The organism is Geothrix terrae, assembly GCF_022808775.1.
In the GTDB taxonomy this organism is placed as follows: domain Bacteria; phylum Acidobacteriota; class Holophagae; order Holophagales; family Holophagaceae; genus Geothrix; species Geothrix terrae.
Window position 1 is genome coordinate 65,387 of sequence record NZ_JAKZLA010000004.1, and the last position, 23,502, is coordinate 88,888.

The window sequence follows — 23,502 nt, forward strand, 5'->3', positions numbered from 1 at the left end:
CGCCGAGCGAATGTCATGCCCCCTCTCTTCGATGCCCACAGCCACCTGCCGAGGGTCGGCGCACCGGAGTCTGTGGTGTACGGCCGGGACCACCGGCGCGTGGTCTGCGGAACCTGCGAGGCGGACTGGCCCGCGGTGCTGGCCCACGCGGCCTCCCATGCGGAGGTTCTTCCGATGCTGGGCCTGCATCCCTGGTTCGTGAGGGAAGCGGGTCAAGGCTGGGAAGTGCGGCTCGAGTCCCTGCTCCGCTCCCATCCCGCCGGCGTGGGAGAGTGCGGACTCGACTTCGCGCGCAAGGAAGCGGACCGGACCGGACAGGAAGCGGCCCTGCGCATCCAGCTGCGGCTGGCCCATACCCTGCGCCGGCCCGTGGCGATCCACGCGGTCAAGGCCTGGGGGACACTGCTGGAGGTGCTCCGGGAGGAGACGGTGCCTCCGGCCGGCGCCCTGGTCCATGCCTTCTCCGGAAGCCCGGAGACCGCCCGGGCGCTCCAGGCCATGGGTGTCTTCCTGTCGTTTTCGGGTGCCCTCCTGAAGCCTGAACAGGCGGGCGTGCGGGAGGCTCTGCGGTCCGCTTCACCCTCCCACCTGCTCCTGGAGACGGACGGCAGCGTGGAGCTGGAGCGGGTGATGGAGGCCGCCGCGACGATCCGCGGGATGAGCGTGACGGATCTCGAGCTCCTGGCCTGGGAGAATGGGGGCCAGTGTTTCAAGGAGCTCATGGCATGAGGTGGTATTCCCGGAGTGAGCTGCTGCTCGGAGAAGCGGCCCTGGAGCGGTTGCGTGTCGCGCGCGTGACGGTCTTCGGCTTGGGCGGCGTGGGTTCCTTCGCCGTGGAGGCCCTGGCCCGGGCGGGGGTGGGGCACCTGCGCCTGGTGGACCACGATGTCGTCGGCCCCAGCAACCTCAACCGCCAGCTCTTCGCACTCCGTTCCACCATCGGCCAGCCCAAGGCCGAGGTGGCCGCCGCACGGGTGCGGGACATCAATCCCGACTGCGACGTGGATCCCCGCATCACCTTCATCCACACGGACACCCTGCCGGAGCTGCTCACGCCGCGGCCCGACGTGATGATCGACGCCATCGACTCCATGTCCTGCAAGGTGGCCCTCATGCGCACCGCGCGCGAGCAGGGCCTGCCCATCATCTCCGCCATGGGCGCCGGCGGACGCACGGACAGCAGCCAGCTCCGCGTGGGCGACCTCAGCCACACGCGCCTCTGCCCGCTGGCCGCCCGGGTGCGCAAGGAGCTCCGCAAGGTCGGCATCACCGAGGGCATCCGCTGCGTCTACTCGCTGGAACCCGCCGACAACAAGCGCCCCGCCAACCCCATCGACATCGAGCCCCACCGCGGCCCCGGCCGCCAGCGCCGTCCCGTGGGCACCATCTCGTACATGCCCGCCATCGTGGGGATGAAGGTGGCCGAGGAAGCCCTGCGCCTCCTGCTGCTGGGTCAGGACTGACGTCCCTCCACGGCGCGCCGGATCACCGCCTGGAACTGCGCGCTCTGGTAGGGCTTCGCCAGGAAGCCCGCCAGGCCCCGGCCCAGGAAGTCCGCCACCACATCCTCCTCGCTGTAGCCGCTGGTGAGCACCACCGGCACCCCGGGATCGATCTCGTGCATGCGGAGGAAGGCCCGCCGGCCGTCCAGGTGGGGCATGGTCAGATCCATCAGCACGGCGGCCAGCTCCTGGTGGCGCAGCTCGAAGAGGCCCAGGGCCTCCTGTCCGTCTGCCGCCTCCAGCGCCTGGAAGCCGTAGGCCTCCGCCAGCTCCCGCGCCACCGTCCGGGCCGCGGGCTCGTCATCCACCACCAGCAGCAGGCCGTGACCCCGCCATCCGGCACCGATGGGCCGCGGCGGCCGAAGAACCTCGCCCTCGACATGCGCGGGGAAGAACAGCTTGAAGACCGATCCGCGACCCGGCTCGCTGTAGACCTTGAGGCTGCCGTGGTGGCTGCGGAGGATGCCCAGCATGGCGGAGAGCCCCAGTCCCCGGCCGGTGAACTTGGTGGTGAAGAAGGGATCGAAGATGCGCTCCCGCACTTCGGCGGACATGCCGCAGCCGGTGTCACTCACCTCCAGGGTCACGTAGTGGCCCGGGGAGAGCGGAAGGGCCGGCAGCAGGCCCACGTTGGTGGCCTCGTCCACCGCCTGCAGGCCCGTCCGCAGCGTGATGAGGCCGCTGACCTCCTCGCCGATGGCCTCGGAGGCGTTGGTGACCAGGTTCATGACGAGCTGCTGCATCTGCGAGGGGTCGCCGGAGATCCGGGGCAGATCGGGTGCCAGGTCGTAGCGCACCACGGCCTTCTTGGAGATGGAGACGGTGAGCAACTGGGTCATCTCCGTCACCAGGCGGTTCAGGTCCACGTCGATGACCTGAAGGCGGCCCTTGCCCGCGTAGGCCAGGAGCTGCCGGGTGAGGTCCGCGGCCTTCAAGGTGGCCTGTTCGATCTGATGCAGGTAGGGCAGCGCCGGGCTCTCCGGCGGCAGGTGCATGGCGCCCAGGTTGGCGTTGCCCAGGATGGTGGTGAGCAGGTTGTTGAAGTCGTGGGCGATGCCGCCGGACAGGACCCCGAGGCTCTCCAGCTTCTGGGACTGCCGCAGCGCATCCTCCGCCTCCTTCCGCTGGGTGATGTCAGCCCGGATGGCCACAAACTGCTCGGGCCGCCCGTCCTCGCCCAGGAAGGGGACGATGGTGGTGTCCACCCAGTAGAAGGAGCCGTCCTTCGCGCGGTTCTTGATCTCGCCCTTCCAGACCTTCCCCGCCAGGATCGTCCGCCATAGCTGGGTCATGAAGGGCTTGGGGTGGTGGCCCGAGTTGATGATCCGGTGGTCCTGGCCCAGCAGCTCCTCGTGCGAGTACTGGGAGATGGCGCAGAACTTCTCGTTCACGTAGGTGATCCGCCCCCGGGCGTCGGTGACCGCCACGATGGCGTGCTCGTCGAGGGCCCGCTTGAAGTTCTCCAGTTCCCGCAGGAGCCGGGTGATGCGCGAAGCCGGTCTTCCCGACCCGCCGGGATCCGTGGGCTCATCTTCCGGGCCGTGGCTGGTTCCCTGCCGAAATGTCACGTAGGGGCCTCTTCATCAGATCCGGAGCCGCTCAGACCAAGTCTCAATATAGACATTCTGATCCACTGGGCAAGATAGACCCAAAGCACTAGCGGCAGGCCTGGGGCCCGCCGCTGGTGTCTGCCCTTCGGAGTCTGGATTACCGTCCCGTTGGGGCCCCGTACTCCGCGTAAGTCCCTTGGAAATCCTCGATGCCCTCGTCGGTGAGGTGCCAGATGCGAGTGGCCACCTCGTCGATGATGTCCTCATCGTGGGTCACGAAGAGGATGGTGCCCTCGTAGCGCTGGAGCGCGTCGTTCAGCGCGATGACCGCCTCCAGGTCCAGGTGGTTGGTGGGCTCGTCCAGCACCAGGATGTTGGGCTTCTGCAGCATCAGCTTGCAGAAGAGCAGGCGGCAGGACTCGCCGCCGCTCAGCACGTCCGTCATCTTGTTGCCTTCCTCGCCGCGGAAGAGCATCTGCCCCATGACGCCGCGGATCTGCTCCTTGGTGGCGTCGGGGTCGAACTGGTGCAGCCAGGTCACCAGCTCGTAGCCCTTGGGGATGCTCTCGGCGAAGTCCTGCGAGAAGTAGCCCACATTGGCCTCGTGGCCCCACTTCACCTCGCCCGCGTCCAGCTTCAGGCCCAGCTCGGTCACCTGCGGCGCGTTGGCCAACAGGGCGTTCAGCAGGGTGGTCTTGCCGATGCCGTTGCGGCCCATGATGGCGATCTTCTCGCCGCGCTGCACCATGGCGGTGAAGCCCTTGATGACCTCGTGGCGACCGCCCGTCCCGTCCTTGTCGGTGTCGTAGCCCTTCCGGATGTTCTCGAACTCCAGCGCGTAGCGGCCGCCGGGCTTGCCGAGGTTGAACTTGATGAAGGGGCGCTGGATGTTGCTGCGGGCCAGATCGCTGGGCTGGAGGCGCTCCACTTCCTTGCGGCGGCTGTTCACCTGGCTGCTGCGGGTGCCCGCGGCGAAGCGCTGGATGAACTCGTTGAGTTGGGCGATCTTCTTCTCGCGCTGGGCGTTCTCCGACTCGATACGGCTGCGCACCTGCATCTTGGCCATGACCATGTCGTCGTAGCCGCCGGTGTACTGGATGATCGTCTGGTAGTCGATGTCGGCGATGTGGGTGCAGACGTTGTTCAGGAAGTGGCGGTCGTGGGAGATCACCACCACCGTGCCCTTGTAGCGGTCCAGGAACTCCTCCAGCCAGTGGATGGAATCGAGGTCCAGGTGGTTGGTGGGCTCGTCCAGCAGCAGGGCCTGCGGATTGCCGAAGAGGGCCTGGGAGAGCAGCACCCGCACCTTCTGGCCACCCTGGAGCTCGCCCATCTTGCGCTCGTGCAGGGCTTCGGGGACGCCGAGGCCATCCAGCAGGACCGCCGCGTCGCTCTCGGCCGTGTAGCCGTCCTCGTCGGCCACGATGCCCTCGAGCTCGGCCACGCGCATGCCGTCCTCGTCGGTCATCTCGGCCTTCGCGTAGATGGCGTCCCGCTCCTGCAGCGCCTTCCAGAGCCCCGCGTTGCCCATGATCACCGTGTCGATGACGCGGAACTCGTCGAAGGCGAACTGGTCCTGGCGGAGGATGCCCATCTTGCGGGGGCGGATGACGTTGCCCGTCTGCTGCTCCAGCTCGCCCGCGAGGATCTTCATGAACGTGGACTTCCCCGCCCCGTTCGGCCCCGTCAGGCCGTAGCGCCGGCCCGGGTTGAAGGTGGTGGTGACGTCCTCGAAGAGGATCTTCGCGCCATAGCGCATGGTGACGTTCTGGACTGCAAGCATGGAATCTCCCGAACCCACCATTGTACGGGAGGAACCCTGTTTCTCCGAGAGCCTTGCTCCAATCGGCGCCTCGCGGGCCGCCGTTTGGAGCTACGACGGCTTCGCCGCCGGAAATCTTTCCCCCAGCTGCAACACGGCGCCCGTTCGGGCGCCGTGTTGCAGCCTTCCGAGCCGCTCAGAACGGGATGTCGTCGTCCGGGAAGCTGCCGCCAGCGGCGGGGCTGGGGGCGCCGTGGTCCTCGAAGTCCTGGGCGCCGCCGCGGCTGTAGCCGCCTTCCCGGCTGCCGCCGCCGTCCTCCATGCGGCCCAGCATGACGAAGTTGTCGCAGCGGATGTCGCAGGCGGTCTTCTTCACGCCAGCCTGGTCCGTGTACTCGCGGTACTGGATGCGGCCCTCGATCATCACCTGCTTGCCCTTGCGCAGGTACTTCTCGGCGATCTCGGCCTGCTTGCCCCACACCACGATGTTGTGCCACTCGGTCTTGCTCTGCTTCTCGCCGGCCTGGTTCTTCCAGGTCTCGGTGGTGGCTACGGAGAACCGCGCCACGCTCTGGCCCGAGGGCGTGGACTTCAGCTCGGGGTCGCGCCCGAGGTTGCCGATGAGCAGAACCTTGTTCAATGAACCGGACATGATGTCCTCCTTTGTACCGGCGGAGCTCTCCGCCTCACCGTCGACTCAGACCATCTGAGGGGGTGGTAGGGTAATCACGATTCCCCCGGGGCCCAGGCATGTCAAGCGGCAACTCAAATCTTCTGGTGAGCTGTAAAAACAAGTCCGGCGCCGAGAAGCATTACCTTCCGGCCCTGAAGGCGGCGGGCTGGACGGGGCCCATCCAGTTGGTGGCTCCGGGCGATCCCCTGCCGGATCTTGCAGGGATTGCCGGCCTCCTGCTGACGGGTGGCGACGACATCCACCCCCGGCACTGGGATGAGGCTGAGGCCATCCATCCCAAGGCCGACGTGGACGCCGGCCGCGATGCCTTCGAGATCCCCCTCATCCGGGCGGCCTGGGAGCGGCGCCTGCCCATCCTCGGCATCTGCCGGGGCGAGCAGGTCCTCAACGTGGCCCTGGGCGGCAGCATGATCCAGGACATCCCGGACCACTACGGCTGCGAGCCCACCCGCCACCAGCACGGCACGCCCGAGATCCCGGACATGCGCCACCGCGTGCAGCTCGCCCCGGGCTCGCGCCTGCGGGCCCTGCTGGGCGAGGACGTCTTCCTCGTGAACAGCCGCCACCACCAGGCCGTGAAGCGCGTGGCGCCGGTCCTGGCGGCCGTGGGCTGGCACCTCGACACCGTCCACGCGGCCACCGGCCCTCTGGTGGAAGCCGTGGAGGCCACCGATCCCGGCCGCTGGGTCTTCGGCGTCCAGTGGCACCCCGAGAACCTTGTCGGCCTCAGGGGCCCCGCTGGCGACGCCGCCCGCGACCTCTTCGCGGCATTCGTGCAGACCGCCCTCCGCCTCTGATCCTCTGGAGTCTCCATGCCCTCTCCCATCCGCTTCGAGATCCGCGACCGCATCGCCACGCTGACGCTGGACCGGCCGGACAAGCTGAACGCGTTGGTACCCGAGATGCAGGAGGGCTTCGAGGAGGCGCTGGCGAAGGCCGCGGAGCCGGGCGTGAAGACGCTCTTCCTGCGGGGCGCGGGACGGGCCTTCTGCGCGGGCGGGGACCTCGGGTGGATCTCCGCGGCCCTGGCCGAGGGGCGCTGGACGGAGCTGGAATCCCTGCTGGACCTGGGCGCCGCGGTGGCCCACGGCCTGGCCACGCTGCCGAAGCCCGTGGTGGCCGTGGTCCAGGGCCCAGCGGCGGGCGCGGGCATGAGCCTGGCGCTCTGCGCGGACCTGCGGATCGCCACGCCCGTGGCCGCCTTCGGCATGGCCTTCGTGAAGATCGGCCTCCACCCGGACTGGGGTGGCAGCGTCATGCTCTCGCGTCTCGTGAATCCCGCCGTGGCGGCGGAGCTGATGATGACCGGCGACACCCTGGACGCGGCCCGCGCCCAGACCCTGGGCCTCGTGAACCGCATCGTCCCCGCGGACCAGCTGGAGGCCGCCGTGGAGGCCCTGGCCCAGCGGCTGGCCGCCGGTCCCGCCGAGACCTTCACCCGCATCAAGGCCACCCTGCTCCGCAACCAGGGGCTGGATGCCGAGACGCTGCGGGCCCGGCTCCAGGCCGAGGGGGCCCAGATGAAGGCGGCCATGCGACACCCCGACGCCAAGGAGGGCCTGGCAGCCTTCTTCGAGAAGCGGGCGCCCCGATTTGCCTGATCCTCCATCCGGGGTGGTGCAAACCGGCATTGTGCTAGATTTTATCGTCTATGCCGCCCATCCTCACCATCTGTGCCGATTGCGAACGCCAGGCCCTCCGCAGTCCCCGGCGCGGCAAGGCCATGACCGAGGCCCTGACCTGCCTCACCCAGATGCTCCTCGGCCGCAAGCGGCTTCAGGGGCTCCAGATCGTCCGGGAATCCTGCCTGCAGAACTGCCCCTTCGGGCGGATCTGCGTCGCCCTCAGCCAGGGTGACCAGGAAATACGGCATCACCTCTCGCCGGAGGAGGACCTCAAGGCCGTGGCGGCGAAGCTCGCAGGCACCGCTCGCACTTGACCCGCGCTAGCGGGCCTCCGCCAGGAAGGTGGTCCGTGCGGCCTCGAGTTCGGCCCGGATCTCCGGAGCCTGACGGCTGGGATCCTCGGTCGCACGCACCAGCTCGGCCAGGGCCGCCTCGCGCTGGCCCGACCGGGCCGCCAGCCAGGCCTTGGCCCGGTGGACGTAGGGCGAGTCCGCGGACCCGGCCGGAATGGCGAGGAGCCACTTCCCGGCTTCCTTCAGATCGGGCCGGGGCTTGCGGACCAGGCATTCCGCGGCGGCCGCCTGGGCGTTCGCCCGGACATCCGGAGTCACCCCTTCCGGCAGGAGCTCGAGGACCTGCCGGTAGCCAGCCAGGGCCGGGCCGAACCGCTGCTGGAGGCGATCCAGCTCGGCTGCGTAGAACCGGCACTCGGCCTCGATGGTCCGCAGCCCCGAGGTCTCCGCAAGGTCGAGCGCGCGGCGGTGGAAGCCCGCGGAGCCGGGCAGGTCCCCCTTCATCTGGGCCAGGATGCCGAGGTTCCGCAGGCAGGTGATGCGGCCCACCCGATCGCCCACGGACTCCCGGGTCGCCAGGGCGGCGGTCAGCCGCGCTTCGGCCGCCGGCAGGTCCCGGGCCATGAGCGCGACCACTCCCAGGTTGTTCTGGGCGAGGGCCTCGCCCCACCGGTTCCTCAGCCCCTGCTGGAGGTTCAGGTTGCTCTGGTAGAGGGCTTCGGCGGTCCCGAGATCGCCCTGCTTCAGCGCGAGGTTGGCCAGGTTGTTCTGGGCCAGGGATTGGTACACCTTGTCTCCGGTCTCCTGGCTGAGCTGGAGCGAGCGCTCGTAGAAATCCCGGGCCGCCTTGGACTTCCCCCGCTCGGCCGCGATCAGACCCAGGTGGTTGTAGGCGATGATCTCCCCATCCCGGTCGCCGATGGCCTGGGCCAGAGCCAGGGTGGCCTCCCGGAGCTTCTCGGATTCATCGAGCTGGCCGAGATCCTTGGCCAGGTAGGCCTTCAGGCCCAGGGTCCGCCCCTCGGCCCACCGGTCCCCGGTGGCCTTCGCGGACATGAGCGCCCAGTTGGCGACCGCGGGCGCCTGATCCCGGCCGAGGCGGCGGAGGCAGGCGGCATAGGCCGACACGGCGCTGGAGAAGGCCGGGGCCTTCATGGCGGCGTCCTGGAGATAGGGCTCGCTGCCCTTGAAATCCCCCTTCAAGAACAAAGCCTTTCCCTGGGCATAGGCGGCAAAGGCTTGCGGTGGCACAGGCGTGTTCTGGATCGTGCTCGCCCGAAGTGGATCCACCTTCCGAAGCAGGTCGTTGGCGGCGGGATCCACCAGCTCGTAGGGGGCGAACGAACCCTGGCGGGGGGCCCGCGCCGCCCCCGAGAAGCGGATGCGTCCCGATCCGTCCACCAGCTCGTAGGTCAGCACGTTCACCTGCCCGGCGGGGTCCCGGCCCAGGGTTCCCCGGAGGAACAGCTGGGCGCCCAGGGCGTTGGCGATCCGGGGCTGGCTGGCTGGATCCAGGGCCTCTGAGGCGGAGATGCGGAGGGTGGACAGCACCCGGGCCACGGATTCGGGCTCCACCACGTCCATGTGGGGCGAGCCTCGCAGGGCCGTCGACAGGAGCTCCGTCATGCCCACGCCCACCTGGGCGTCGAAGGCCGGATCCCCCGTGGCGTTGCGGATCGGCATGACCGCCATCCGTGGCGGGCGTCCCCTGCCCAGGTCCCCGATGATGCTGCGTCCGAACAGGTAGTAGCCGCCCCCCGCCACCACGGCGAGACCGATCGCAAGGCCGGCGGCCCACCTGGCGGCCGGATTCCCCGCCAGGTGGCGGCCGATGGCATCGGCCACCTGGCGGCTCGTCGGCCGCTTGGCCGCCTCCCGCAGGAGCATGGTCCGCAGCAGGGCCCCCAGCCATCGGGGCAACCCCCGGCCGCGCAGCGGCCTGAGGTCGCCCTGGATGGTGGCCACCATCCTCTCCCGGCCCTCGCCCGGAAACGGGTGATCCCCCAGCAGAAGCTCCCAGGCGACCACGCCCAGGGAGAACACGTCGCTCGGCGGACCGGCGCGCTTCCCGCGCATCTGCTCCGGAGACGCGTAGGTGGGACTGCCCATGAACACGCCGGCTTCCGTCATCTCACCCCAGTCGGAAGGTGACGGAGAGGGAGGCGCCGCGCCCACGCTCGTCCGTTCCTCCCGGGTCGGGCCCGGGACAGCCGCCAGCGTCGGTCCGCCATCCTGTGGGTGGTTCAGGCCCGTGAGATTGAGGGCGTTCCCGGTCGGATCCTCCCCCTCGGCCGAGGTTGAATCCACGAGTCTGGCCAGACCGAAATCCAGGACCTTGACCTGGCCGTCGGCATCCACCATCACGTTGCTGGGTTTCAGGTCCCGGTGGATGATCCCCTTGGCGTGGGCTGCCTCCAGGGCGTAGGCGATGGCGCGCAGAATCAAGAGCTTGCGCCGGAGATCCAGCCCCTTCGCCAGCTCGGCCAGGGTCTTCCCCTCGATGAACTCCATGGCGATGTAGGCACTCCCGTCCGTCTCCACCCAGTCGTGCACCTGGCACACATTCCGGTGGTTGAGCTGGGCCAGCGCCTTGGCCTCCCGGCGGAACCTGGCCTTGGCCATGGCCTTCCCGTCCTCGCCCAGGTGGATCGCCTTGAGAGCGACCCTCCGCTCCAGCACGGGGTCCCAGGCCAGGTACACCGCCCCCATGCCCCCCCGCCCCAGGAGGGCCTGCACCTCGAAGCGGCCGATCCTGGACCCCGCAGGCAGGACGCCGGCCCCGGAAGGCCGCCGGGACTCCGGATCGGGAGGCGCTGGCGTCGCTGGCGGCATGATCTTCCCTGTTAGCGCATGCCCCGGCTCTGCGCGGCCTCGATGAGCTCCTTGATGCGGCGGGCGTCGGCCTTGGTGTGGCCGTGGCTGGTCAGCGGGTCGCTGCCGCCGGTGCTCTCGACGGTGATGTCGGACCAAAGCAGGCCGGTCTCGATGCGGACGCTGGCCACCTTGGAGAGGTGGATGCTGATCTCGTTCACCGTGAACCAGGACCGCTTGCGGCGGATCACGGCGGTATCTGTCACCTCGATCACGGTGGTGAACAGGTGGTTGCCCTGGGTCCAGCGGCTGGCCTGGAAGGTCTCGGTGGACATCAGAGCGCCGCCTTCGCCGCGGCGGCCACGGCCTGGGGCGTGATGCCGTAGGCCTCCAGCAGCTTCTCGGGCTTGCCGCTCTGGCCGAACTGGTCCTGCACGCCCACGCGCCGCACCGGCATGGGATGGGCTTCGGACAGGATCTCCGCCACCACGCCGCCCAGGCCGCCGTGGGCCTGATGCTCCTCGCAGGTGACGACGGCCCGGTGGGCCTTCGCCAGCCTCACCAGCGTCTCGCGGTCGAAGGGTTTGATCGTGGGGCAGTGCAGCACCGTGGCCTCGATGCCCTCGGCGGCCAGCAGGTCCGCCGCCGCGAGGCAGAGGGAGGTGCCCAGGCCGCAGCCCACCAGCAGCACGTCCGTGCCGGGGCGCATCATCACGGCCTTGCCGATCTGGAAGCGGTAGTCCTCGGCATGGATGCGGGGGAACTTGTCGCGGGTGAGGCGGACGTAGACGGGCCCCTGGTGGGCGTAGGCGGCGCGGATGGCCTGCTTCGTCTCGATGCCGTCGGCGGGCGAGATCACGGTCATGCCCGGGATCATCCGCATGAGGGCCAGGTCCTCCAGGCACTGGTGGGTGCCGCCGTCCTCGCCCACGGTGAGGCCGGCGTGGGTGGCCACGATCTTCACGTTCTGGTGGCCCACGCCCACGGCCTGGCGGACGAACTCGTAAGCGCGGCCCGTGGCGAACATGGCGAAGGTGCTCACGAAGGGCACCACGCCCGTGGTGCTGGCCCCCGCGGCGGCGGCCACCATGCCCTGCTCGGCGGCGCCCATGTTGAAGAAGCGCTCCGGGAAGGCCTTGGCGAACTTGCTGGTGCGGGTGGAGCCGGCCAGATCCGCGTCGAACACCACGAGGTTGGCGCCTTCGTTCCCCAGCTCCACCAGGGTGTCCCCATAGGCGTCCCGCAGGCTGTCCATCACCACGCCCGCCTTGCCGCCCACACCCGCCGTCTCCATGCCCGCCATGCCTGCTCCCGTCGAAGGATCCATTCTACGCGAGCGGACCGGAGCACGTCTCCGCGGGGCGGCCGGAGCAGGCAGGTCGCCGGTGGACCCGCTGGTTTTGCCCAGAAGGCTTTAGGCTGGGGGCATGGTCGCATTCTCGTCCCGGGCCTCGACCTGGATCCTGGCTGCCCTGCTCGGGCTGGTGGCCGTGCGCCTCGCCGTCCTGCTGGCCCGATGGCGCCGCGGCGCCCTCCCCGGCACGCGCCTGCTGCTTCCGGCCGTGGTGCTGGCCGAGGGGCTGGGCCTCCTGCTGTCCGGCGGCACGAGCTGGGTGCTGCGGCTCCGCCTGGGGACAGCCCTGGCCCTCGAGCTCCTCCTGGCCGCTCTGGCCATGCGCGCCTGGCGGCAGGCAGTCGCCCTCCCCGGCGTCTGGCCCGAGACCCGGATCGCCGCCGCCTTCGAGGCCTTCGTGCCCCCGCGGGCCGCCCGGCTCATGGCCCTGGAGCTGGTGATGCTGGCCGGCGCCCTCCGCTTCCTGCTGGGCGGCTTCCGCGATCCCGCCCCCGTAGGGTTCAGCCACTACCGGGAATCCGCCCTCCGGAGCCTCCTCCCGGCCCTGCCCCTCCTGCTCCCCGGCGACGTCCTGCTGCTTCACGCCCTCTCCCCCCACCTTGCGCCCGGCCTGCGCTGGGTGCTCCACGCCTCCACGGCCTACGCGGTGCTCTGGCTCTTCGGCCTCTACGCCTCAATCAAGGCCCGCCCCCACCAGGTCCAGGATGGCGAGGTCCGCCTCCACCAGGGCCTGGTGAAGTCCGTGGCCTTCCCGGCGGCCTCGGTGCGGTCCGTGGCGCCCCTGCCGGACTTCGACGACGACTGGGCCCGCCACGCCCACCTCCAGGGCGTGGCGAGGCTCGTCGCCACGGGGGCCCCTCAGCTGGAGCTGGCCCTGGCGGCCCCCGTCCGCGTGGACGGGATGCTGGGCCCCGGCCGGCCCACGCAGCGGCTGCTGGTCTCCGTGGACGACCCGGCGGCGTTCCGCACGGCGCTGGGGTGCTGATGCGCACGTCCCTTCCCATCGACCCCCTGCTGCCCCGGATCGTCGCCAGCCTGCAGGGAAACCCGAACCTGGTGCTCCAGGCGGATCCAGGCGCGGGCAAGACCACGCGGGTGCCCCCGGCGCTGATGGAGGCGGGCCTGCTGGATGGCGGGGAAGGCAGGAACGGAGGCGAGTGCTGGATCCTCGAGCCCCGGCGCCTGGCCGCCCGCCTGGCCGCCACCCGCGTGGCGGACGAGCTGGGCGAGGCGCTGGGCGAGCGGGCGGGCTACGCCGTGCGCTTCGAGCAGAAGGTCTCCAAGGCCACCCGCCTGCGCTTCGTCACGGAGGGTCTGCTGCTGCGGCGCCTGCACGGCGATCCACAGCTGCGGGGCATCGCCGCCGTGGTGCTGGACGAGTTCCACGAGCGCCACCTGCACACGGACCTGGCCATCACGCTGCTGCGGCGCCTCCAGCGCGCCTCGCGGCCGGACCTGAAGCTGCTGGTCATGTCCGCCACCCTGGACCCCGGTCCCGTGGCGGCCTACCTGGACGCGCCCGTGCTGCGGAGCGAGGGCCGGGCCTTCCCCGTGGACACCACATTCCTGTCCCGCCCCGACGACCGGCCCATCGAGCAGCAGGTCGCCGACGCCCTGGACCGCCTCTACGGCGAAGGACTGAAGGGCCACACGCTGGTCTTCCTGCCCGGCGCGGCGGAGATCCGGGCCTGCCTGAGGGGCTGTGAGGCCGTGGCAGTCCGGCGGGGCCTGAGCCTGCGGCCCCTGCACGGCGAGCTGTCGCCGGAGGCCCAGAGCCACGCTCTGGAGGTGACCGATACGCCCAAGGTCATCCTCAGCACCAACGTGGCGGAGAGCTCCGTGACGCTGGATGGCATCGGCGCCGTGGTGGATTCCGGCCTGGGCCGCGAGGCCTCGCACTCGCCCTGGTCCGGCCTCTCGGGCCTGCGCACGGTGCGCATCAGCCAGGCGCGCTGCGTCCAGCGCACGGGTCGCGCCGGGCGCACGGGACCGGGCCGCTGCCTGCGCCTCTACCCGGAGGCCGACTTTCAGGCCCGCCCCGCCTTCGACACGCCGGAGCTGCAGCGGGCCGACCTCGCCGAGCCCATCCTCGCCCTGCACGGCATGGGCATCACACGGCTTTCCGATCTCCACTGGTTCGAGGCCCCACCCGAGGCCGCCGTGGCCGCCGCCGAGGGCCTGCTCGCGCGCCTGGGCGCCCTGGCGGACGGTGCCCTCACGACCGTGGGCCGGCGCATGGCGGACCTGCCCCTGCACCCGCGCCTGGCGCGGCTGGCCGTGGCCGGAGAGGACCTGGGCATCCCGCGGCTGGCCCTCCGCGCCGCGGCCCTGCTCGAGACCGGCAGCCTGTCGGCCCGGCAGGGTTTGGATCGGGCACCTGTGAAGACGGGCCATGGCGCCGATTCGGACCTGCTGCTGCGGCTGGACCAGTTCGAGGAGGCCGAGGCCGCGGGCTTCGGCGCGGGCGCCTGCCGGGCCGCGGGGCTGGACGCCTCTGCCGTGCACCGCGCGAAGCGGGCCGTGCAGTCTCTCGCGCGCCTGCTGCCGGCCGCGCCGGAGCCCCCGGATGCCGAGCCGCGCCTGCTGAAGGCCCTCCTCGCCGCCTACCCGGACCGCGTGGGCCAGCTCTCCGCCAACGGCACCTGCGCCTTCGCGGGGGGCGGCGGGGCGAAGCTGGATCCCGCCAGCCGCGTGCGGCGCCCCGGCCTCATCCTGGCCCTGGAGGCCGAGGCCCAGAAGCAGGGCACGGGCGGACAGACGCTCATCCGCCTGGCCTCCCGCTGCGAGGCGGACTGGCTGCTGGACGCCTTCCCGGAACGGCTCGAGGACGTGGACGAGCTGCGGTTCAACGCTTCGGCCGGGCGCGTGGAGCGGCAGTCGGAGATCCGCTACGATGGCCTCCCCATCGACAGCAGCCGGGGCCCCGCGGATCCTGCGGATCCGCGCGTGGCGGCCATGCTGGCCGAGGCCCTGCGCGGCCGCCCCCTGGACGAAGCGCCCACGAGTTACCTGGCCCGCCTCTCCTTCCTGCGGAAGCACCGGCCGGACCTGGACCTGCCGGAGGATCTGCTGGGTCCCCTGCTGGCGGGCGCCTGCGCGGGCCGCACGACCCTGCGCGAGGTGCAGGACGTGAACTGGCCCGCGGCCCTTCGCCAGGCCTTCCCCTCCGAGGTTCTGCGTCTCCTCGACACCTGGGCCCCGGAGGCCATCCAGCTGCCCAAGGGCCGGCCCACGAAGGTCCACTACGAGAACGATCCGCCCTGGATCGCTTCGCGGCTCCAGGACTTCTGGGGCCTCAAGAAGACGCCCGCCGTGGCCGGCGGTGCCGTGCCCCTGGTGCTGCACCTCCTGGCGCCCAACATGCGCGCCGTGCAGGTCACCACCGACCTCGCCGGCTTCTGGCAGCGGGCTTACCAGGAGCTGCGGCCGGGACTGTCGCGGCGGTATCCCAAGCACCACTGGCCGGAGTGAGGCTCAGCCACGCAGCTCAGCCACGCAGCTCCGCCAGCAGCGCCCTCGCCCCGGCCTCCAGCAGGGTGCTGTCCAGGCCGGTGGCCAGGAGGGTGAAGCCGGCGGCGGCGTGGGGTCGCATTTCGGCGGCGGTCATGCGGAAGATGCCAAGGGGCATGGCGGCTTCGCGGCAGGCGCGGGCGATGCGATCCACCGCCTCCAGGAAGACGGGATGGCCGAACTCCTCGGAGATCCCCAGGCTGGCACTCAGGTCGTAGGGGCCCACGAAGACGGCGTCCACGCCAGGCACCCGGGCGATGGCGCCGATATCCGCCAGGGCTTCCCTGGACTCAGCCTGCACCACCACCAGGCCCCGGCCCCGGACGGCGCGCACGGCCGCCTCCGCCTGGGCCGAGCTGTCCACGTGGGGCACGATGAGGCCCTCGGCGCCGACGGCGGCCGCGTCCGCGAGGACCTCCGGATCCAGCGAAGGCACCCGCAACAGGCAGGGCACGGCGCCCTTCAGGGCCGCCAGGGTGCGGGAGGTTTCCGCCGGCCCGAAACCCCCATGCTCGCCGTCGAGAAACAGCCAGTCGAAGCCCTGTCGGGCCAGGGCCGCGGCCACCTCCGGCCGGGGGATCTGCACCAGGGTCCCCAGCAGTGGTTCGCCGGCGCGCAGGCGGTCGGGGAAGGGGGTCGGGGACATGGGCACCTCCACATCCAAGATTGGACCAGATCGGATCCGGATGAGCCGGTTTGGTAACCTGGAACCCATGCTGACCTTCCGCCCCATCCAGCCCCAGGACGACGCCGCCGTGGCCGCCATCATCCGCGCGGTAATGCCGGAATTCGGAGCGGACGGCCCAGGCTTCGCCCTCCACGATCCCGAGGTGGACCACATGAGCCGGGCCTATGCCGCCCCCGGCGCGGCCTACTTCGTGGTGGTGGACGAGGACGGAACGCTGGTCGGCGGCGGCGGCATCGCGGCCCTGGAGGGCGGCGAGCCGGGCGTCTGCGAGTTGCGCAAGATGTATTTCCTGCCCCGGGCCCGGGGGAAGGGTACGGGCGAGGCCCTGCTGCGCCACTGCCTGGCCGTGGCGAAGGACCTGGGCTACCGCACCTGCTACCTGGAGACCCTCACGGGCATGGACCAGGCCATGAAGCTCTACGGCAAGCTGGGCTTCCAGCCCCTGTGCGCCCCCCTGGGCCGCACCGGCCACGGCGGCTGCGACCGCTGGTACGCGCGGGAGCTCGCATGATCCTCGGACTGGGCACCGACCTCTGTCCGCCGAGCCGCTGGCGGCACCTCACCGAGCGCTTCGGGGCTGAGAAGGGCGCGCGGCGGATCCTCCATCCCGAGGAGGCGGACTACCTGCTGGGGGGCAACCGGGAGCGGCTGCCCGAGCGCCTGGCGGGACGCTGGGCCCTGCGGGAGGCCTTCGGCAAGGCCCTGGGCACGGGTCTGGACGGCTGGTCCTGGAAGGAGCTGCGCTACGTGAACGGGCGCCTGTGGGCGGTGGGGGCCCTGGCGGACCTGCTGGCGGCACGCGGCATCCGGAAGCTTCACGGCAGCGTGAGCCACGACGGGGACCTCGCCGTGGCCGTGGTCATCCTCGAAGGCTGATCAGGGGCCGATCAGCCCTTGCGCAGCTGCTTCATGAGCCGCGGCAGGCGGTTCAGGGCGGCCTGGGCCTCGGTCCACTCCTTGTGGGGCCGGGCGGGGAAGCCGGTGACGAAGCTGCCCTCGGGCAGGCTCTTGGCCACCACGCTGTTGCCGCCCACCACGCTGCGGCTGCCGATCTCGATGTGCCCCACCACGCCCACCTTGCCCGCCAGGGTCACATAGTCCCCCAGCTTCGTGGAGCCGCTGATGCCGGTCTGGCTCACCAGCAGGCAGTGGTTCCCCACCTGCACGTTGTGGCCCACCTGCACCTGGTTGTCGATTTTGGTGCCCAGGCCGATGCGCGTGGGGCCCAGCACGCCGCGGTCAATGCACACGCAGGCCCCGATCTCCACATCGTCGCCCACCTCCACCCAGCCCACCTGGGGGATCTTGGCGTGGCGGCCCTCCACCAGCACGTAGCCGTAGCCGTCGCTGCCCACCACGGAGTTGGCGTGGATGGCCACGCGGTTCCCCAGCCGCGTGCGGCGGTAGAGCACGGCGCCGGGGAACAACTCGCAGCCTTCGCCCAGCACGCAGTCGTCGCCCACGTGGGCGCCGGGGTGCAGCACGCAGCCCTTCCCCAGCACGGTGCGGGCCCCCACGGTGGCGCCCGGCGCGAGGCGGCAGTCCTGGCCGATCACGGCCGTGGGATGCACGGGGCGGTCGCTCCACTCGGGGGCCGGCTCCGGGTGCAGCCAGCCGATGGCCTGGGCGAAGGCCCAGTAGGGATGCTTCACCCGGAGGACGGGGTGGTCGCCCATGTCCGCCGTGGCGTCCACGAAGATCAGGCCCGCGGCACTTTCCCTGGCCTTCGCGGCATATTTGGGATTGGCCAGGAAAGATACCGACCCCGCCCCGGCCTCTTCCAGGGGCTTCACTTCGGAAATGGGCCGATCCGGGGGACAATGCTCAAGGCTGCCGCCCAGACGCTCCGCCAGGTCCCGGGCTGTGATGATCGGCATGGCACCCTCCTCGTCAATCTTCAGTCTTCAGCCTTCAGCCTTCAGTTTCCAGTCTCCCGTCGGGATCCCGCATGCATCCAGTTCTTTTCGAGATCGGTTCCTTCCCCCTGGGCACCTACGGGCTGCTGCTGGCCATCGCCTTCTTCGCGGGCACCGCCCTCGCCAAGCGGCAGGCGAAGCTGGACGGTCTGAACCCGGCCGCCATCACGGACATGGCCATCGCCGTCCTCATCGCCGCCATCGTGGGCTCCAAGCTGCTGATGATCGTCGTGGGCCTCTTCACGCCCGCCGGCCAGGAAGGCGCCATGACCTTCCGCGAGGTCTTCACGATGTCCACGCTGCGGGCCGGCGGGGCCATCCACGGCGGCATCATCGCCGCCACGGCCACCTTCTTCTGGAAGCTCCGGAAGGGTCAGGGCCTGCCTCTGCGCCTCACCGGCGACGCCCTGGTGCCCGGGGTGGCCCTGGGCCAGGCCATCGGCCGCCTGGGCTGCTTCTCCGCCGGCTGCTGCTACGGCACGGAGACCCACGTGGCCTGGGCCGCCACCTTCACCGACCCCATCGCCCACGCCTTCAGCGGCACCCCGCTCGACGTCCCCCTGCACCCCGTGCAGCTCTACAACAGCCTCGCCAACCTCACGGTGATGGCCATCCTCCTGCTGGCCCGCGGAAAGCGCCGGTTCCAGGGCCAGATCTTCTCCCTCTACTTCCTGGTGGAGGGGCTGGGCCGCATCGTCACGGAGACCTGGCGCGGCGATGTGGACCGCGGCACCGGCTGGCTGGGCTGGGCCTGGCTCAGCACCGGCCGCCTCACGGGCGTGGCCTTCATGATGCTGGGCCTGGGCCTCTGGCTGTTCTGGAGCCGCAGGAAGGAAGCGACCCGATGATCAGCCTCCGCGCCGAGGACGGCGCCCCCCGCCTGGACCGCTTCCTGGCGGACCGTTTTCCCGAAGTGCCCCGGGCTCGCTGGGATGCCCACGTGCGCACGGGCGAGGTGAAGGTGAACGGACAGCCGGTGTCCAAGGGCGGCGTGAAGCTGCGCCCGGGGGACCTGGTGGAGACGGAGCTGCCCATCCTCGCCGCCCCGGCCGCGCACCTGGAGGCCGAGGCCATCGACCTGCCCACGCTGTTCGAAGACAGCCAGCTCTGGATCGTGGACAAACCCGCGGGCATGGTGGTGCACCCCGGGCCGGGCCACGCCGGCGGCACGGTGGTGAACGCCCTGCTCCACCGGCTGAAGGCCCCCGTGGTGCTCGAAGGGGCTGACGACGAAGGCGAGGACGCCGAGGAACTGGCTTCCGGCTGGCCGGGCCTCGTGCACCGCCTGGACCGCTACACCACCGGCTGCCTTTGCCTCGCCAAGACTGCCGAGGCCCAGCGGGCCATCCAGGCCCAGTTCAAGGCCCGCACCGTGGAGAAGCGCTACCTGGCCCTGGTGCGCCACTCGCCGCGCCTGCCCCAGCTGGGCAGCCTCCTCATCGACGAGCCCATCGCCCGCCACAAGCAGGACCGCCTGCGCATGGTGGTGGCCGAGGGCGGACGTCCCGCGCAGACCCGCATCCGCGTGCTGGCCCGCACCACCAGCGTGGCCCTGGTGGAGTGCGAGCTGCTCACGGGCCGCACCCACCAGATCCGCGTGCACCTGGCGCACCTGCGGGCCCCGCTCATGGGCGATCCGCTCTACGGCGGACCGGGCCGCTGGAAGGATGTGGACGGCGGGGCCCTGCTGCTGCCCCACCCGGCCCTCCACGCCTGGAAGCTGTCCGTGGACCACCCCCTGACCGGCGCCCGCATCGACGCGGTGGCGCCAGTCCCCGAGGCCTTCCGGGCCCTCGCGGCCGCTCTGGGCTTGCCGGAGGTCTGAGGCCGGGGCATCATCCCCGTACCGGGAGGTGCCATGTCTCCGTTCGCACAGGCCCTGACGACGCTGAGAGGCTGGATGGAGACGTACCCCTTCCTGCCGGGCCTGGTCTTCGCGGCCCTCTGCCTCCTCCTGCTCTTCGGGGTGGCCCTGCCGCGCCTCCGCTCCTGGCGCCGGGGCCAGGGGCGCCCCGTGCTCGATCCTCTCCAGGTCGAGGAACTCCTCCAGGGCCCCGGCGTGCTGCTGGTGGACCTGCGGGATGAGGCTGCCTTCCGGCAGGGCCACATCCGGGGCTGCCTGCACGTGCCTTTCGCGGAGCTCACCCGGCGCTTCAGGGCTCCGGACCCCCAGGCCAAGCGGGCCCTCGTCCTCGTGGACGAGACCGACGCCCTCTCCCACCGCGCCCTGCGCCTGCTCTTGGCCCGGGGCTTCGAGTGGGTCTATGTCCTCAAGGGCGGCATGCGCGCCTGGCGCGGAGCGAGCCGGCCGATCGTGCGGTGATCAGGCCCCTTCCCGCTCCTCCAGCCCCCAGCGGTCCCAGAGCAGCAGCAGCAGCAGGCCGGGGATGGCCGCGGCGGCGCAGACGGGGAAGTACAGCTTCCAGCCGTACCAGTCCGCCATGAAACCCGTGAGGCCCGCGAAGAGCGTGCGAGGCAGAGCCATGAGGGCGCTGAACAGCGCGTACTGGGTGCCGGTGTAGCTGCGGTTGCAGGCGCCCATGAGCAGGGCCGCGAAGGCGCTGCCCCCCATGCCGTAGGCCAGGTTCTCCAGCGTGTTCGCGGCCACCAGCAGGGGCAGGTGGCGGCCCAGCAGCGAGATGGTCCAGAAGCCCAGGATGCTGCCGGCCTGCACGAAACCGCAGATCCAGAGCGCCTTGCGCAGGCTCATGCGCGTGAGCATCCAGCCGCCCAGCAGGCCGCCCAGGATGATGGCCACCATGGCCGTGGTCTTCTGCACGAAGCCGATCTCGGTCTTCGTGAAGCCCATGCCCCGCAGCAGGAAGGGGATGGTCATGGACTCCGCCAGCCAGTCGCCCAGCTTGTAGAACACGGCGAAGGCCAGCAGGTAGACGATGCCCCGGCGCTGGAGCAGGTCCTTGAGGGGTCCGGAGATGGCCTCCCGCAGCGTGCGCGGGGCCCGGGCCACCGCATCGGTGTTCTCCGCCAGCCAGGTGCCGGCCATGCCCAGGACCGTGAGGCCGGCCATGGCCAGGTAGGTGGCCCGCCAGCCCAGCTTGTCCGCCAGGATGAGCGCCAGGCCGCCGCTCACCAGCATGGCCACGCGGTAGGCGGCGATGTGGATGCTGTTGCCCAGACCCAGGTGCTTCTGGTCCAGGGCTTCGGCCCGCCAGGCATCCACGGCGATGTCGAAGGTGGCGCTGGTGACGGCCACGGCCAGGGCCAGGACCACCACATGAAGCAGCTCCAGATGCGGCTGGGTGAGGGCCAGCCGGGCCAGCGCGAGGGCCATGCCCGCCTGCATGACCAGCATCCAGCCCCGCCGCCGGCCCAGTCCCGGCAGGGAGAAGCGGTCCAGGAAGGGCGCCCAGAATACTTTCAGGCTGTAGGGCAGCGTCACGAAGCTGAAGAGGCCGATGGTGGCCAGGCTCAGCTTCTCATCCGTCATCCAGGCCTTCAGCGTCGAGCCCGTGAGGAACAGCGGGAGCCCCGACGCGAAGCCGAGGAGCAGGAGGACGGCATACTGGCGGGGCTTCATCCCACCAGCCTACCCGGTCGCGGGCTCAGGGCTCTCCGCCGTGGGTGTGCAGGTCGTGGACCATGTGGCCGCCCAGGTGGCCCGTGCGGAGCAAGGCCGCGACCCCCACGGCGCTGGCCAGCAGCCAGAGGATGAACAGGATCCGGGCCAGGCGCGGCGGCAGGTCCCGATGGAGGAACCGGGACGCCCCCAGGTGAAGGACCCAGGTCCCCGCCAGAATGCTGAAGATGGCCACGGTCCACTCGGCCGCCTCCTCATGCTGCTCCAGCGCTGCCCGCAGCGCCGGCGTCCGGTGCGCGAGGTTCTCCGCGGCGTCCCCGGTGGCCAGGGCCAGCAGCGCCCCGGCGAGCCCGAGCAGCAGCAGGAGCAGCGCCATGGCGTGGATGCCCCGGCGCTGGGCGGGCCAGAGCCCGCCGATGAGGAAGAGGAGCGGCGCCATCATCAGCAGCGCGATGGGGAAGTGGACGATGGCGGGATGGAGGTGGTTGAAGGGAGGCACGGGAGCTCCGGGGCGGAATCGGCGGGATGTCCCGAACAGGATGCGCCCACGGCCGGGGCGGACGCCAGACCGGAGGGGCCGGTTTCTGCCATCCGGATCTGGGACCGCTGCGGGCGGCGCCGCATCCTCGCCTGCAGGTCCCGTGGCCACGGCCGCGGTCACCGCTGAGGAGGTTCCATGTCCCGCCCCGAACCATCCACCCCCACCTCCACCTCGTCCAGTGGCCTCGACCGCCGGGAGTTCTGCGCCTGCGCCCTCGCCGTGGCTGCCGCGGCCGCGGTCGTCTCCTGTGGAGGAGGCGGGGGGGGGTCCGCCTCGGCGCCACCGCCGCCTCCTCCACCCCCGCCCAGCACGGTCACCACCTCGGAGACGAAGGCCAGCATGCTGGCCCAGCCGTCGGGGACGGTGAAGGACTACACCACCACCGCCTCCGGCAGCTGCCCGCTGGTCTTCGGAGCCGCCCAGGGCTACTACCTCGTCCGGGACAGCGCCGGCATCTACGCCTTCAATGCGAGCTGCCTGCACCAGGGTGGGCGCCTCGGTCCGACGCAGACCGGCTTCAGCTGCCCCTGCCACGGCAGCCAGTACGATCTCAACGGCACCGTGACCCAGGGACCGGCTCCGGTGGGGTCGACCCTCCAGCACTACGAGGTCAGCGAAGCCACGCCGGGCGGGGCCCTGGTGATCGATCCCTCCAAGCCCGTCTCCGCCGCCACGCGGCTGACCTGACCCGGCCGGTGCCACCCATGACACTCCGGTCGATCCTCCTGTTCCTCTGCTTACCCCTGCTCCTTCCCTCCGGTTTGTCGGCCCAGGATCCAGATCTGCCCCTGGGCCTCAACCTGCCCACGGCAGACCACCTCGAGGGCTGGCAACCCGCCATCCGCTTCACGCACCGCTTCACCGAATCCGCCCGGGGGAACTCGAAGGATCTCTATGGCCTGGATGGCGGAAACTTCCCGGGCCTGGGCTTCGATCTCGGCATCGCCGCGGTGCCCGGGCTCAACGCCCAGGTCTATCGCACGGCGGATGGCAAGACCGTCACCCTGGCCCTCCAGGAGCGGATCCTGAACCGTCCCCATGTCCGCCTGGCGGTCCGGGTGGAGCGCTTCGACGAGACCATCCAGCGAACCACCTACGCCTTCGGGACCGTGGGCCTCACCGGCGCGGCCGTGCAGCTCCCCGCGGAATTCACGGCGGGCCCCTTCACGGTCAGCCTCGTGCCCACCTGGCTGTCCCGCACCACCACCCGGGACCAGGCGCTCTTCACCGCCGGTGCCGGCCTCCGCTGGCGCTTCCTCGAACGCCAGTCCCTTCTGGCCGAGTACTACCCCCGCCCCTCGCGCCTGGACAGTGCCAACTACGAGCAGGGCTTCGCCGTGGGCTACCGCTTCCAGACCAAGGGCCATCGCTTCACCCTCCTGGCCACCAACGTCCAGGGCACCACCGCCCACCAGGTGCTGAGCGGCGACTACGCCGGCGGCCCCAGGCCCCCCGGCCGCTGGGCCCTGGGGTTCAACCTCGTTCGGATTTTCTGAAGACACGAGCCTGGAGGCACTGCTTCCCGATGCGCCGCCCACCGGAGGGCAGGAGAAGGCCCGGGGGGTGCGCGCAGCGCGGGACCCCCGGAAGGTGGAAGCTCGGCGCCCGGGGGGAGGCTCCACCTCCGCGAGCCGCCGGCGAGCGGCAGCCACGCGCAGCATGGCGTCAGGTGGAGGCGCGCAGCGCGACCTTAGATCCCCGCGGCGCACGCGCCGCGG

24 protein-coding genes are annotated in these 23,502 nt (G+C 71.0%); 14 read left to right on the forward strand and 10 right to left on the reverse strand.

All coding sequences use genetic code 11. From position 1 onward, the window contains the following. The first annotated feature begins 15 nt into the window (after window positions 1-15). Entirely contained in the window at window positions 16-729 is a 714-nt protein-coding gene (locus MLE42_RS09020) for a TatD family hydrolase (RefSeq protein ID WP_243287553.1), read from the forward strand. Continuing rightward, window positions 726-1,463, forward strand: a complete 738-nt coding sequence (locus MLE42_RS09025; protein WP_243287554.1) for a tRNA threonylcarbamoyladenosine dehydratase — start codon at window positions 726-728, stop codon at window positions 1,461-1,463. Before MLE42_RS09020 ends, MLE42_RS09025 begins: the two co-directional genes overlap by 4 nt. Here the strand turns inward: MLE42_RS09025 and MLE42_RS09030 are convergent. The 3 genes from MLE42_RS09030 to MLE42_RS09040 form a co-directional block, all read right to left on the reverse strand. Continuing rightward, the gene (locus MLE42_RS09030) at window positions 1,454-3,070 is read right to left on the reverse strand and encodes a hybrid sensor histidine kinase/response regulator (RefSeq protein ID WP_243287555.1); all 1,617 of its coding nucleotides are present in this window, start codon (window positions 3,068-3,070) and stop codon (window positions 1,454-1,456) included. The genes MLE42_RS09025 and MLE42_RS09030 overlap by 10 nt on opposite strands. Window positions 3,071-3,209: 139 nt before the next feature. After that, entirely contained in the window at window positions 3,210-4,835 is a 1,626-nt protein-coding gene (locus MLE42_RS09035) for an ATP-binding cassette domain-containing protein (protein ID WP_243287556.1), read from the reverse strand. 175 nt (window positions 4,836-5,010) lie between these two features. Next, window positions 5,011-5,466, reverse strand: a complete 456-nt coding sequence (locus tag MLE42_RS09040) for a single-stranded DNA-binding protein (RefSeq protein ID WP_243287557.1) — start codon at window positions 5,464-5,466, stop codon at window positions 5,011-5,013. 98 nt (window positions 5,467-5,564) lie between these two features. Here MLE42_RS09040 and MLE42_RS09045 point away from each other — a divergent pair, with 98 nt between their 5' ends. From MLE42_RS09045 to MLE42_RS09055, 3 genes are read left to right on the forward strand one after another with little or no spacing between them, the layout of a single operon-like run. Continuing rightward, window positions 5,565-6,305 (forward strand): gamma-glutamyl-gamma-aminobutyrate hydrolase family protein, encoded by a 741-nt coding sequence (locus MLE42_RS09045; protein WP_243287558.1) that lies wholly within the window; start codon window positions 5,565-5,567, stop codon window positions 6,303-6,305. 15 nt (window positions 6,306-6,320) lie between these two features. Next, entirely contained in the window at window positions 6,321-7,109 is a 789-nt protein-coding gene (locus tag MLE42_RS09050) for an enoyl-CoA hydratase/isomerase family protein (RefSeq protein ID WP_243287559.1), read from the forward strand. A 50-nt stretch (window positions 7,110-7,159) separates the two neighbouring features. Then, entirely contained in the window at window positions 7,160-7,447 is a 288-nt protein-coding gene (locus MLE42_RS09055) for a hypothetical protein (RefSeq protein WP_243287560.1), read from the forward strand. A 6-nt stretch (window positions 7,448-7,453) separates the two neighbouring features. Here the strand turns inward: MLE42_RS09055 and MLE42_RS09060 are convergent, their stop codons facing one another. From MLE42_RS09060 to MLE42_RS09070, 3 genes are read right to left on the reverse strand one after another with little or no spacing between them, the layout of a single operon-like run. After that, window positions 7,454-10,258 carry a serine/threonine-protein kinase gene (locus MLE42_RS09060; RefSeq protein ID WP_243287561.1) on the reverse strand — a complete coding sequence of 935 codons (2,805 nt, stop codon included), beginning with the start codon at window positions 10,256-10,258 and terminating at the stop codon, window positions 7,454-7,456. 11 nt (window positions 10,259-10,269) lie between these two features. Then, a complete protein-coding gene (locus MLE42_RS09065) occupies window positions 10,270-10,572 on the reverse strand; it encodes a PH domain-containing protein (RefSeq protein ID WP_243287562.1) in 303 nt (100 codons plus the stop codon). Further along, window positions 10,572-11,540 (reverse strand): transketolase family protein, encoded by a 969-nt coding sequence (locus tag MLE42_RS09070; RefSeq protein ID WP_243287563.1) that lies wholly within the window; start codon window positions 11,538-11,540, stop codon window positions 10,572-10,574. The genes MLE42_RS09065 and MLE42_RS09070 overlap by 1 nt, the downstream gene beginning before the upstream one ends. A 124-nt stretch (window positions 11,541-11,664) precedes the next feature. Between MLE42_RS09070 and MLE42_RS09075 the strand changes: the two genes are divergently transcribed. Next, complete coding sequence (locus tag MLE42_RS09075) at window positions 11,665-12,576, forward strand: hypothetical protein (protein ID WP_243287564.1); 912 nt, start codon at window positions 11,665-11,667, stop codon at window positions 12,574-12,576. Next, entirely contained in the window at window positions 12,576-15,062 is a 2,487-nt protein-coding gene (gene hrpB, locus MLE42_RS09080; RefSeq protein WP_243287565.1) for an ATP-dependent helicase HrpB, read from the forward strand. The genes MLE42_RS09075 and hrpB overlap by 1 nt, the downstream gene beginning before the upstream one ends. A 16-nt stretch (window positions 15,063-15,078) precedes the next feature. On the opposite strand, the gene MLE42_RS09085 is transcribed toward hrpB, so the two are convergent. Then, window positions 15,079-15,747, reverse strand: coding sequence for an HpcH/HpaI aldolase family protein (locus MLE42_RS09085; RefSeq protein ID WP_243287566.1), 669 nt, complete (start codon window positions 15,745-15,747; stop codon window positions 15,079-15,081). A gap of 40 nt (window positions 15,748-15,787) precedes the next feature. Here MLE42_RS09085 and MLE42_RS09090 point away from each other — a divergent pair, with 40 nt between their 5' ends. Next, the gene (locus tag MLE42_RS09090; RefSeq protein ID WP_243287567.1) at window positions 15,788-16,300 is read left to right on the forward strand and encodes a GNAT family N-acetyltransferase; all 513 of its coding nucleotides are present in this window, start codon (window positions 15,788-15,790) and stop codon (window positions 16,298-16,300) included. Continuing rightward, window positions 16,297-16,665: a holo-ACP synthase gene (locus MLE42_RS09095; RefSeq protein ID WP_243287568.1), complete on the forward strand. Its 369-nt coding sequence runs from the start codon at window positions 16,297-16,299 to the stop codon at window positions 16,663-16,665. Before MLE42_RS09090 ends, MLE42_RS09095 begins: the two co-directional genes overlap by 4 nt. 11 nt (window positions 16,666-16,676) lie before the next feature. On the opposite strand, the gene lpxD is transcribed toward MLE42_RS09095, so the two are convergent. Continuing rightward, window positions 16,677-17,666 (reverse strand): UDP-3-O-(3-hydroxymyristoyl)glucosamine N-acyltransferase, encoded by a 990-nt coding sequence (lpxD, locus tag MLE42_RS09100; protein WP_243287569.1) that lies wholly within the window; start codon window positions 17,664-17,666, stop codon window positions 16,677-16,679. 71 nt (window positions 17,667-17,737) lie between these two features. Between lpxD and MLE42_RS09105 the strand changes: the two genes are divergently transcribed. The 3 genes from MLE42_RS09105 to MLE42_RS09115 are packed head-to-tail and all read left to right on the forward strand — an operon-like array spanning window position 17,738 to window position 20,028. Then, a complete protein-coding gene (locus MLE42_RS09105; protein WP_243287570.1) occupies window positions 17,738-18,553 on the forward strand; it encodes a prolipoprotein diacylglyceryl transferase in 816 nt (271 codons plus the stop codon). Then, window positions 18,550-19,530, forward strand: coding sequence for an RluA family pseudouridine synthase (locus MLE42_RS09110; protein WP_243287571.1), 981 nt, complete (start codon window positions 18,550-18,552; stop codon window positions 19,528-19,530). Before MLE42_RS09105 ends, MLE42_RS09110 begins: the two co-directional genes overlap by 4 nt. A gap of 33 nt (window positions 19,531-19,563) precedes the next feature. Beyond that, entirely contained in the window at window positions 19,564-20,028 is a 465-nt protein-coding gene (locus MLE42_RS09115; RefSeq protein WP_243287572.1) for a rhodanese-like domain-containing protein, read from the forward strand. Here MLE42_RS09115 and MLE42_RS09120 read toward each other — a convergent pair whose 3' ends face one another. Both MLE42_RS09120 and MLE42_RS09125 read right to left on the reverse strand, forming a co-directional pair. Continuing rightward, window positions 20,029-21,243: an AmpG family muropeptide MFS transporter gene (locus MLE42_RS09120; RefSeq protein ID WP_243287573.1), complete on the reverse strand. Its 1,215-nt coding sequence runs from the start codon at window positions 21,241-21,243 to the stop codon at window positions 20,029-20,031. Between the two features lie 25 nt (window positions 21,244-21,268). Then, complete coding sequence (locus tag MLE42_RS09125; RefSeq protein ID WP_243287574.1) at window positions 21,269-21,742, reverse strand: DUF2231 domain-containing protein; 474 nt, start codon at window positions 21,740-21,742, stop codon at window positions 21,269-21,271. Window positions 21,743-21,919: 177 nt separating this feature from the next. Between MLE42_RS09125 and MLE42_RS09130 the strand changes: the two genes are divergently transcribed. Both MLE42_RS09130 and MLE42_RS09135 read left to right on the forward strand, forming a co-directional pair. Further along, complete coding sequence (locus MLE42_RS09130) at window positions 21,920-22,471, forward strand: QcrA and Rieske domain-containing protein (protein WP_243287575.1); 552 nt, start codon at window positions 21,920-21,922, stop codon at window positions 22,469-22,471. A 17-nt stretch (window positions 22,472-22,488) separates the two neighbouring features. Next, a complete protein-coding gene (locus MLE42_RS09135) occupies window positions 22,489-23,280 on the forward strand; it encodes a DUF5777 family beta-barrel protein (protein ID WP_243287576.1) in 792 nt (263 codons plus the stop codon). Window positions 23,281-23,502 lie beyond the last annotated feature (222 nt).

Excerpts from the sequence above, each read along its gene's own strand:
- MLE42_RS09020 (WP_243287553.1), top strand. The coding sequence starts at position 16 with ATGCCCCCTCTCTTCGATGCCCACAGCCACCTGCCGAGGGTCGGCGCA.
- MLE42_RS09025 (WP_243287554.1), top strand. The coding sequence starts at position 726 with ATGAGGTGGTATTCCCGGAGTGAGCTGCTGCTCGGAGAAGCGGCCCTG.
- MLE42_RS09035 (WP_243287556.1), bottom strand. The coding sequence starts at position 4,835 with ATGCTTGCAGTCCAGAACGTCACCATGCGCTATGGCGCGAAGATCCTC.
- MLE42_RS09040 (WP_243287557.1), bottom strand. The coding sequence starts at position 5,466 with ATGTCCGGTTCATTGAACAAGGTTCTGCTCATCGGCAACCTCGGGCGC.
- MLE42_RS09045 (WP_243287558.1), top strand. The coding sequence starts at position 5,565 with ATGTCAAGCGGCAACTCAAATCTTCTGGTGAGCTGTAAAAACAAGTCC.
- MLE42_RS09050 (WP_243287559.1), top strand. The coding sequence starts at position 6,321 with ATGCCCTCTCCCATCCGCTTCGAGATCCGCGACCGCATCGCCACGCTG.
- MLE42_RS09055 (WP_243287560.1), top strand. The coding sequence starts at position 7,160 with ATGCCGCCCATCCTCACCATCTGTGCCGATTGCGAACGCCAGGCCCTC.
- MLE42_RS09060 (WP_243287561.1), bottom strand. The coding sequence starts at position 10,258 with ATGCCGCCAGCGACGCCAGCGCCTCCCGATCCGGAGTCCCGGCGGCCT.
- MLE42_RS09065 (WP_243287562.1), bottom strand. The coding sequence starts at position 10,572 with ATGTCCACCGAGACCTTCCAGGCCAGCCGCTGGACCCAGGGCAACCAC.
- MLE42_RS09070 (WP_243287563.1), bottom strand. The coding sequence starts at position 11,540 with ATGGCGGGCATGGAGACGGCGGGTGTGGGCGGCAAGGCGGGCGTGGTG.
- MLE42_RS09075 (WP_243287564.1), top strand. The coding sequence starts at position 11,665 with ATGGTCGCATTCTCGTCCCGGGCCTCGACCTGGATCCTGGCTGCCCTG.
- hrpB (WP_243287565.1), top strand. The coding sequence starts at position 12,576 with ATGCGCACGTCCCTTCCCATCGACCCCCTGCTGCCCCGGATCGTCGCC.
- MLE42_RS09085 (WP_243287566.1), bottom strand. The coding sequence starts at position 15,747 with ATGTCCCCGACCCCCTTCCCCGACCGCCTGCGCGCCGGCGAACCACTG.
- MLE42_RS09090 (WP_243287567.1), top strand. The coding sequence starts at position 15,788 with ATGAGCCGGTTTGGTAACCTGGAACCCATGCTGACCTTCCGCCCCATC.
- MLE42_RS09095 (WP_243287568.1), top strand. The coding sequence starts at position 16,297 with ATGATCCTCGGACTGGGCACCGACCTCTGTCCGCCGAGCCGCTGGCGG.
- lpxD (WP_243287569.1), bottom strand. The coding sequence starts at position 17,666 with ATGCCGATCATCACAGCCCGGGACCTGGCGGAGCGTCTGGGCGGCAGC.
- MLE42_RS09105 (WP_243287570.1), top strand. The coding sequence starts at position 17,738 with ATGCATCCAGTTCTTTTCGAGATCGGTTCCTTCCCCCTGGGCACCTAC.
- MLE42_RS09110 (WP_243287571.1), top strand. The coding sequence starts at position 18,550 with ATGATCAGCCTCCGCGCCGAGGACGGCGCCCCCCGCCTGGACCGCTTC.
- MLE42_RS09115 (WP_243287572.1), top strand. The coding sequence starts at position 19,564 with ATGTCTCCGTTCGCACAGGCCCTGACGACGCTGAGAGGCTGGATGGAG.
- MLE42_RS09120 (WP_243287573.1), bottom strand. The coding sequence starts at position 21,243 with ATGAAGCCCCGCCAGTATGCCGTCCTCCTGCTCCTCGGCTTCGCGTCG.
- MLE42_RS09130 (WP_243287575.1), top strand. The coding sequence starts at position 21,920 with ATGTCCCGCCCCGAACCATCCACCCCCACCTCCACCTCGTCCAGTGGC.
- MLE42_RS09135 (WP_243287576.1), top strand. The coding sequence starts at position 22,489 with ATGACACTCCGGTCGATCCTCCTGTTCCTCTGCTTACCCCTGCTCCTT.